8 protein-coding genes are annotated in these 8,964 nt (G+C 62.6%); 6 read left to right on the top strand and 2 right to left on the bottom strand.

Annotation, left to right across the window (positions count from 1 at the left end; all coding sequences use genetic code 11):
• Positions 1 to 213 precede the first annotated feature (213 nt).
• Positions 214 to 903, bottom strand: coding sequence for a CAP domain-containing protein (locus tag VGG53_RS16625; RefSeq protein ID WP_414688979.1), 690 nt, complete (start codon positions 901 to 903; stop codon positions 214 to 216).
• A 249-nt stretch (positions 904 to 1,152) separates the two neighbouring features.
• Positions 1,153 to 1,677: a lipoprotein LpqH gene (locus VGG53_RS16620; protein ID WP_331519164.1), complete on the bottom strand. Its 525-nt coding sequence runs from the start codon at positions 1,675 to 1,677 to the stop codon at positions 1,153 to 1,155.
• Positions 1,678 to 3,139: 1,462 nt separating this feature from the next.
• On the opposite strand from VGG53_RS16620, the gene VGG53_RS16615 reads away from it, so the two are divergent.
• The 6 genes from VGG53_RS16615 to VGG53_RS16590 all read left to right on the top strand — a co-directional run.
• Complete coding sequence (locus VGG53_RS16615; protein WP_331519165.1) at positions 3,140 to 3,919, top strand: ABC transporter permease; 780 nt, start codon at positions 3,140 to 3,142, stop codon at positions 3,917 to 3,919.
• Entirely contained in the window at positions 3,916 to 4,770 is an 855-nt protein-coding gene (locus VGG53_RS16610; protein WP_331519163.1) for an ABC transporter permease, read from the top strand. Before VGG53_RS16615 ends, VGG53_RS16610 begins: the two co-directional genes overlap by 4 nt.
• Before the next feature lie 5 nt (positions 4,771 to 4,775).
• Complete coding sequence (locus tag VGG53_RS16605) at positions 4,776 to 6,263, top strand: MCE family protein (protein WP_331519162.1); 1,488 nt, start codon at positions 4,776 to 4,778, stop codon at positions 6,261 to 6,263.
• A 27-nt stretch (positions 6,264 to 6,290) separates the two neighbouring features.
• Positions 6,291 to 7,319 (top strand): MCE family protein, encoded by a 1,029-nt coding sequence (locus tag VGG53_RS16600; protein WP_331519161.1) that lies wholly within the window; start codon positions 6,291 to 6,293, stop codon positions 7,317 to 7,319.
• Complete coding sequence (locus VGG53_RS16595; protein WP_331519160.1) at positions 7,316 to 8,719, top strand: MCE family protein; 1,404 nt, start codon at positions 7,316 to 7,318, stop codon at positions 8,717 to 8,719. Before VGG53_RS16600 ends, VGG53_RS16595 begins: the two co-directional genes overlap by 4 nt.
• Before the next feature lie 77 nt (positions 8,720 to 8,796).
• A partial coding sequence (locus VGG53_RS16590) for an MlaD family protein (RefSeq protein ID WP_414688980.1) occupies positions 8,797 to 8,964 on the top strand: 168 nt, incomplete at its 3' end.

The raw sequence follows: 8,964 nt of genomic DNA, 5'->3' as shown, positions 1-8,964 counted from the left end.
ACTTCGCTTTTGCTGCGGCCTTCCACCACGACGGCAGTGATGACGAGCTGCGCCTTGGACATGGTTTGACCTCCCACGCTGATGAGGTGTCAACTATGTCGCGAGACAGCTGCCAACTATGTCCTGAAACCAGACACTGTCCCCGCTACCACTTGAAGCGGCCCTCGGAGAATTATCCGGGGGCCGTTTTCGTGGCGCATGGGGACGTCTTGCCTATTGGGGCGGGGTGGCGGGCGGCGGGTAGACGCCCCGCAGAATCCAGGGGAACCAGTTGATGCCGAACTCCAGCTCGTCGCTGGCGTCGTAGTCCGGGGTGGGATCGAGCGGAATGTTCCCCCCTGGGCTTTGTGCGGCGGCCAGCGGTGACGGCGGACCTCCCGGGCTGTTTGGACCAGGCTGCGGGGGCTGGCCGTAGACCGCCACCACGACGGTGCGATCCGGGCTGTTTTCCGACCACACCCCCATCTGTGAGTTGGCGCAATTGGACATGATGGCCATATACGCGGGGTTGTAATACCACCTATTGATCAAGTCGTTGCCGCTGATGGCGATGGATTGGTTGATTGCGATCGTTTCGGCAACCTGACCATGGAAGCCGGCTGCGTTGGCGCGGTCCTGTGGGGTTGAGCCGTCGGAGCCGGTGTCGGCGTCGAGGTTGCGGTTGTTCAGCACGTCGTGGGTGTGGCGCTGCGCGGCGAGCTGCAACTGCTTGTTGATTCTGACGTCGTTGGTGCAGCCGGCCTGATGCTGGACGGTGTAAACGTTGGCAACGACGCCGTCGTTGAGTCGCTTGTTGTTCGGTATCAGCGTGTTGTTGTCACCATCCGCATGTGCGGGGGTAGCGCACAGCATGGCGCCGGCGGCGACCACCAGGACGGGCAAAGTCAGCGGCTGATACGGCATATCGTGCTCCTCCTTGGCTACCGCCGCGAGGCGGTGGCCGGTGCTACTGCGGAAGCCCGTTCGGCCAACTGCTCGCCTTAGCTTCAGCTCTGCTTTCGGGCAACTCCTAATCAGGCAGATATATTACGCTTTCGCGGTCTGGCCTGGACACCCTTTGAACGAAGCCGTCGTCGCGCCACTGCGGCGGCTGCCGCGACCGTCACGCCGCGATGGCGCAGCTGCGCAGCCCGGCGGCTTCTCGGCAAGCAGCTAGCAGGAGACCTCGATCGCGAACGCGCTAGTGGTCCGCACGCTGGGGTTGTCAGTGTCGAACCCGTCAGCGGTGCCATGGAAGATGTACGTCCGACCCGTCATACTCACGTCGGCTTTGCCCTCGAGCCCGCTCAAATATCTACCGGTGAAACCGCCCATATCGTTGATGCTGACAGTTTTGGCCTCAAGCCCGGTTTCGTTGGAGACCAGAGCCGTGACGCCGGCGGCTGCGTCACCAGCAGTGATCGTCGTCAGGGACCTGATTGGCACACATTTCACCGCATTCACCGCGGGGAGGGCCCTGTTGTTGATGGTCACCCTGGCGGTTCCTCCGGGAATTTCGCCCGGCGGTGGTGACACGGTTGGCGATGAGCACGCCGCAGCTCCCGCCGCGATCACAGCGCCAGCTGCTGCGTTGAAGAACAGTTTTTGCACGAGCCCACCCCCGGCCAGGTTTGCCAAAGCGTCCGCTAGTGAAATGTAGCTGCCGCCAGCCTTGTCGGTGTGGGATCGCTGAATCAACAGCAATGTTTTGCCGACGGTCGGACGCCGTGTGCGGAATCAACGAGGTGACGAGCGGCCTGCGCCGTAGGCCCTTCTCCGCGTAGCCGATTCTGGTGCAGCCAGCAACCTTCGCGCACGTCGTCCTCATCAGCGGGCCAGCCGGCGTCCCACGAACGCGCACGGTGTTCCTTGGGCCGAGCGTTCACAAGAGCACGCTGTGGCTCTTCTGGTGTAGCAGCGATTTACTTGGGCGTCAGTTACGGTCGGCCACCTTCGCCGAGCTCCGACGCCGCGACCCGGTTATCGAGTCGGCAAGGGGCAGGCAGGAGCAGCGACCGCGCTACGGTCGAGCACCGGAGACGCGCCGCCGGACTCATCAGCAACGTGCTTAAACATGCTAATGGTCTAATTCGATATATAGATAAATGTTTCGCTGTTGTGAGTGGATTCGCGACGTGTCTCATTCACGCGTTCCACTTGCAACCGCCACCGCCCTAAGCCGAGACGGGGCGGTCGGCCAGTCGTTGGTCGGGCGTAATTGTCCGGTCGCTTCGAGCACGATGCTGACGATTTTGACGATGGCCGCACGTGCCGAGATTGCGGGCAACACGAGCCCGGAACCAGGCCCACCGATGCCGGGTGCGCACGCGTCAGCGTCGAAAAGCACTGGTCAGGCGGGTGACGGGCGGACACGATCGGGCCGATTTCCGGCGTAGGGCGTCGGATATGTTCCCGCGGCCTGCAACGCCGCTCGGCAAGCCGCGGTCCCGGAGTGCGCGATGCAGAGCGCGTGTCGCGACCCCTTTTCTTTTCACCTCGCTATTTCTCGATGCATGCGCGGTGCACGATCATATAAGCCTCTCGAGGCGTTCGAAATATAGATGAATATATTCTTTGAACGGTTCAAATAATGCCCCCTTTATAGGGCCGCCTGATAATTGGAGTGCAAAGTGCAACCGGTCACCTTTATGCAATTACAGAATGAAAGTCGAGAGGAAGAAGGTTCGTCTCAGCGAATTATCCAGTTATCAGTCCGCTAGCCGGGACGGAGGGCCCACCGCGACCACGGCCCCAGACGTTCTGAGGCCAGACGGACGCGCTCCGCGAAGCGGAATTCCCGGGTTGTCCAGGTACAAGGCGGTCCGGTTGCCTTCGTCGAGCGGAGGGCACGCCCGGCTGGCCGGTCATCGATCGTTGTGACATTCGGATTGGTTTATCGGGAGCTCACAGCAAATCGAAGTTAGTTCAACAGATGTCTACTGAACCTGACTTGTCGGGAATAAAAGGGAAATGTGTTGCTGCCCCTGAATGTCGTGGTACCGTCCCGCTGTGCCGCGGGCCACATGTTGGATCTCGGCGCTTGTCATTAACCGCTACGGGGAGGATTCGTCGCTCTAATGTCGGCCGAGGCTAGATACCAACGGGTGCGCTAGTGGTTGCGACGGAAGCACGACCTGCTCCGCCGGACGCCAGTTCGCCGATCGGGGACAACGAGCTAAAGCCAGAGACCTACACCAAGCCGCTGCGCGAGGTCGGCAACTTCTTCGCGTTGTCTCTGGACATCTTGGTGCAGATGGTGCGTCCGCCCTTGGCCTGGCGTGAGTTCATCCACCAGAGCTGGTTCGTGGCACGGGTGACGATCTTTCCGACGTTTATGGTTTCGATCCCGTTCAACGCGTTCGCCGTCTTCATCATCAACATTCTGCTAGTCGAGATCGGCGCCGCTGACCTATCCGGTACCGGCGCCGCGCTGGCGTGTGTCGTGTACATCGGCCCGATATCGACGGTGTTGGTGGTCGCGGGCTGCGGTGCCACCGCAATGTGCGCCGAGCTGGGGTCTCGCACCATCCGCGAAGAAATCGATGCGATGCGAGTGATGGGAATCGACCCGGTTCAGCGCCTGCTGGTTCCGAGGGTGCTTGCTCTCATGGTGAACGGGTTGTTGCTCAACGCCATCAACACCATCGTCGGCCTGGTCACCAGCTACTTCTTCTCTGTCGGCTTCCAACACGTCAATCCCGGTTCCTACGCGGCGAGCTTGACACTGCTCGTCGGGGTCACCGAAGTCGTCATAGCCTTCGCCAAGGCGACACTGTTCGGCGTGATCGCCGGCTTCATCGCCTGCTACAAGGGCATCACGGTGGGTGGGGGCCCGCAAGGCGTCGGCAACGCGGTCAACGAAACAGTGGTCTATACGTTCATGGCGTTGTTCGTCATCAACGTTGTGTTCACGGCAGTCACGACGAAGGCGACGATATGACCGCCGCCCCCGCAGGACTGCGGCTGCCGCGGCTGACGAGATTCGCGCGTCGGCTGTTCGACGAGTGGAACCGGCTGGGAAGTCAGACCGCGTTCTACGTCAGGGCCTTGGGCTTCGTGTGGGAAGCCGTCGTCCGCTACAAAGTGGAGACGCTGCGCCTGATCGCCAACATGAGCCTGGGCGTTGGTGCACTGGCCGTCATCGGCGGCACCGTGGTAGTCGTCACCACCTTGACGATGTCTGTGGGTGGGCTTGTTGCAATCCAGCTGTTCCGGTCGTTGTCCGACGTCGGAGTGCAGGCCTTGAGCGGTTTCGCGTCGGCGTACATCAATACGCGTCTCGCGGCGCCGCTTGTCGCCTGTATCGGCCTGGCGGCCACCATCGGTGCCGGTGCCACCGCGCAGTTGGGTGCCATGCGGATCAACGAGGAAATCGACGCGCTCGAGGTGATGGGCATCCGGACAATCACCTATCTGGTCTCCACCCGGGTGGTGGCCGGCGTGGTCGTCACAGTTCCGCTGTGGTGTATGGCTTCGCTGGCTGGCTACATGGCCACCCGGAGCCTTGTAATTTTCGCCTACGGGCAGGCCCCCGGCGTTTACGACCACTACTTCCATACGTACCTGCAGCCGACCGATCTGATCTGGTCGATGCTGCAAGTAATAGGGACCGCGACATCGATCATGTTGGTGCACACCTATTACGGCTTCAACGCCTCGGGCGGCCCGGCTGGGGTCGGCGAGGCGGTCGGTCGTGCGGTGCGCGCGTCGCTGGTCGTGGCGGTAGCGGTGACGTTGGCGGTCGCGATGGCCGCCTACGGGGTTTCCGGCGACTTCAACCTGTCGGGATAGCGACGATGAGAAGGAAGCGGCGCGAGGCCGGCTTGCACCCGGGGCTGTGGACCGTGATTTTGCTTGCCGTCATCATCGGCGCGTTTGTGCTGACGCTCGGCGCGTTCAACAGAGACTTCAGGCCCTACGCCAGGGTGATTCTCACCTCGGACCGGTCTGGCCTGGTGATGGAACCCGGCGCGAAGGTGAAGTTGCGTGGCGTCCAGGTCGGCCGGGTTGCTTCGATTCAGCCCGGCGAGCCGGTCAAGCTTCAGTTGGAGCTGTACCCAGAGCAGCTCAAGTACATCCCCGCCAACGTCGGCGCCGAGATCACCGCCACCACGGCTTTCGGGGCGAAGTATGTCGACCTACTCACTCCCACCGACCCGAGCCGGCAGCGGCTCAGGGCTGGCGCGGTGGTCGAGTCACGCAACGTGACCACCGAGGTCAACACCGTGTTTCAGAATTTGGTCGGTGTGCTGAACAAGGTCGACGTCGCCAAACTGAACGCCATTCTCACTGCGTTGGCCGACGGGTTCCGTGGCAAGGGGGAGGCCATCGGCGAGTTGACCACCGACCTCAACCAGGTTCTGATGGCGGTCAATCCCCGCAATGAGACGATCCGGGCCGATTTCCGCGCACTCAAGGGCTTCAGCGATACCTACGGCGGGGCCGCGCATGACATCGTGACGGTTCTCGACGCCCTCAGCACCACGAGTACCACTATCAGCAGCAACGCCAAGCAGCTTGACTCGCTGCTGCTCGACGTCACCGGACTTTCGCACAGCGGGGTCAACCTGCTCGGTCCCAACAAAGACAACCTGGTGCATGGCATCAACCTGCTCGAGCCCACCACTCGCCTGCTGATGAAATACAACCCGGAACTCACCTGCCTGCTGGTCGGCGGGAAGAACGTTGTCGATTTCGGCTTTCTCGACGTAGCCGGCGGCCATAACGGCTTTTCGGTGATCCTGGATGCCGGTCTACTTCTGGGTGACGACACCTACCGATTCCCCGACAACCTGCCGATCAACGACATCAAGGGTGGTCCTGGTGGCCAGCCTGGCTGTGGGTCATTGCCAGACGTGTCGAAGAACTTTCCACAGCGCTACCTGGTCACCCACTCCGGGTGGGGCACCGGACTGGACGTGCGGCCGAATCCCGGTATCGGCTTCCCGGGCTACGTTGACTATTTCCCCGTCACCCGCGGAACACCGCGACCACCCAGCCTCCGTCACCCGGGAGGCCCGGCGCCCGGTCCGGTCCCTGGTACGGATGGATACCAGAGCCAGGCACCCTACGGTGCGCAGCAATACGCCCCGGACGGAATGCCCCTGTATCCCGGCCTGCCACCAGCGCCTTCGCCGGGTCGGCCACGAGAAGCCGGGCCGCCGCCGGCCGGATCCGAACCGTTCGTGCCGCCAGTGCAGGGCGTCGGGCCGCAACCAACCTGCGGAATCGTCACCGGACAATGCGTGCCGCCTCCGGCACCGCCATTCGCCCCGGCACCCTGAAAGCCCTAGTCCTAGAGGAAGGCAGAGATGCGAGAGAATCTGCGAGGTGCGCTGTGGCGCCTCGCCGTTTACGCGCTCGTCTGCGTGCTTGGTGCGTTTGCGCTAATCGCCGTCTTCGCCCAGTTGCGTTTCCAGTCGGAGAAGACCTACACGGCCCAGTTCGCGAACGTGTCAGGGCTGGAGGGCGGCAACTTCGTCCGGATCGCCGGCGTCGAGGTCGGCAAGGTCAAGAGCATAGATATCCAGCCCGATTCGACCGTGCTCGTCAAGTTCACCGCCGCCGACAATGTCGTGCTCACCGAGGGCACCAGAGCCGCCATTCGCTTCGCCGACCTGGTAGGCGGCCGGTATGTAGCACTGGAGGAGGGCGCCGGGGCAGTCAAAAGGCTTCATCCCGGTGAGACCATCCCGCTGAGTAGGACCGAGCCCGCGTTGGACTTGGACGCGCTGATCGGTGGCTTTCGGCCGCTGTTTCGCGCTCTGGACCCGGAGCAGGTGAATAAGCTGACCGGTCAATTGATCGCGGCCTTCCAGGGTCAGGGCGCCACGATCGGCTCGTTTCTCAGCCAGGCCGCGGCCCTGACCAACACCTTGGCCGACCGGGACCAATTGATCGGTCAAGTCGTCGTGAACCTGAATTCCGTGCTCGGTTCGCTCGGCGGCCAGAGCGCCCAGCTCGGAAAGGCAGTCGACTCGCTCGCGGAACTCGTCGACGGTTTGAATGCCCGCAAGCAAGACATCAGCGACGGTGTGGCTTACGCCAACGCGGCTGCGGGTTCCATTGCGGGCCTGCTGGCGCAGGCGCGCCCGCCACTGAACAAAGTGGTGCACGAGGTGGATCGAACCGCCGTGGACGTGCTGGCCGATCACGATTATTTCGACAACTTTCTCAACACCTGGCCCGATGCCCTTCAGATACTCACCAGGCAAGGCATGTACGGGGACTTCTTCAGCTTCTATTTCTGCGAAATCGTATTGAAGGTCAACGGCAAGGGTGGCCAGCCCATATACGTCAAGCTGGCCGACCAGCCCACGGGGAGGTGCACGCCCCGATGAGAAAGCCTTTCTCTGAACGCGACCCGATTCGCATCGGCCTCATCGGTGTCGGCTTCATCCTTGCGCTGATGCTGCTGTCGGTGAACTACGACAAGTTGCCGTTCTTCCCCAAAGGTGCGACGTACTCGGCGTATTTCGCCGAAGCGGGCGGGCTGATGTCCGGCAACATCGTGCAAGTCTCAGGCTTCCGGGTCGGGCAGGTCTCCAGCGTCGAATTGGACGGGCCGAGGGTGCTCGTCACGTTCGATGTTGCCAACAACATTCGCCTCGGCGACCGCACCGAGGCCGCGATCAAGTTGAAGACCCTGCTCGGGACCAAGATCCTCGAGGTGACCCCGCGGGGTGACGGGAAACTGAGCGCTCCGATACCGCTCGACCGGACGACACCGGCCTATCAACTGCCCGACGCGTTGGGTGACCTCACGACGACCATCAGCGGGCTGGACACCAATCGACTGTCGAAGTCGCTTGCCGTGCTGGCCGACACGTTCTCCAACACGCCGCCCGACTTGAAAGTTGCAGTGCAGGGGTTGGCGCGGTTTTCCCAGACACTGGACGCGCGCGATGCGCAGCTACGAGACCTGTTGAGTAACGCCAACAAAGCAACCAAGGTGCTGTCCGATCGCAGTGACGAAATTGTCAATCTCGTCGGCAACACCAACTCGCTCTTGGTTCAGCTCAGGAGCCAGAGCTCTGCGCTGGACCAGATAGCCAATAACCTCTCCGCGTTGGCCCAGCAGTTGAAGGGCTTCATCGCCGAGAACCGCGACACGTTGAAGCCGACGCTGGACCGGCTCAACGGCGTGTTGACGATCGTCGACAACCGCAAGGAACGCGTGCAGAAGGCACTCGTCGGCCTTAACAGGTACGCCTTAGGGCTGGGTGAATCGGTGAGTTCGGGGCCGTTCTTTAAGGCCTACATTCCCAACTTGGTGCCCGGGCAGTGGCTGCAGCCGTTCATCGATGCGGCCTTCTCCGACCTTGGGCTGGATCCGAATACGGCGTTGCCGACAGAGCGTGCCGACCCGCAGGTCGGTCAGCCGGGAACGCCGCCGCTGCCGGCTCCGTACCCGCGCACCGGCCAGGGCGGACCACCGCGGATGACTATTCCGGATGCCATCACCGGAAACCCCAACGATCACCAGTGCGGTGTGCCCGGCGTGGCGTTGCCTGGGCCTGGCTGCTACCCGTATCGGGAGCCGCCGCCTGCGCCGCCACCCGGCGGCCCGCCGCCTGGGTTGCCCGCGCCGGCAGGTCCCGGCCAAGGACAATCCCTGCCTCCGCTTCTGGGACCGATCGAACAGCCCGCACCCGGGCAATCGCCACAGTCTCAATCGCCCGTGCTGAACGGGCCGGGGCCGATTGGTCGGCCCCCAACCCCAGGTGGTGGCGGACGGTGAAGTTTTTGAACGCCAAAATCGGCACGGCCATCGGGCTGGTGCTGGTGCTGATCGGGGGCATCGTCACGGTCGTGGGTATGGAGAGCGGCGTCGGCCGCACGAAAGTCGTCGGCTACTTCGCCAACAGCACCGGCATCTACAACGGGGACGACGTCGTGATTCTCGGCGTGCCCGTCGGCAAGGTGGAAAAGATCGAACCAGAGCCCGACCGGGTCAAGATCACCTTCTGGTACAACGACAAATAC

Source organism: Mycobacterium sp. (assembly GCF_036490025.1).
GTDB lineage: Bacteria > Actinomycetota > Actinomycetes > Mycobacteriales > Mycobacteriaceae > Mycobacterium.
This window is presented reverse-complemented; position numbering and strand designations above follow the sequence as displayed.

Bases quoted from the DNA above. Each gene is read 5' to 3' on its own strand.
- VGG53_RS16610 (WP_331519163.1), top strand. From the start codon at position 3,916: ATGACCGCCGCCCCCGCAGGACTGCGGCTGCCGCGGCTGACGAGATTC.
- VGG53_RS16600 (WP_331519161.1), top strand. From the start codon at position 6,291: ATGCGAGAGAATCTGCGAGGTGCGCTGTGGCGCCTCGCCGTTTACGCG.
- VGG53_RS16605 (WP_331519162.1), top strand. From the start codon at position 4,776: ATGAGAAGGAAGCGGCGCGAGGCCGGCTTGCACCCGGGGCTGTGGACC.
- VGG53_RS16595 (WP_331519160.1), top strand. From the start codon at position 7,316: ATGAGAAAGCCTTTCTCTGAACGCGACCCGATTCGCATCGGCCTCATC.
- VGG53_RS16625 (WP_414688979.1), bottom strand. From the start codon at position 903: ATGCCGTATCAGCCGCTGACTTTGCCCGTCCTGGTGGTCGCCGCCGGC.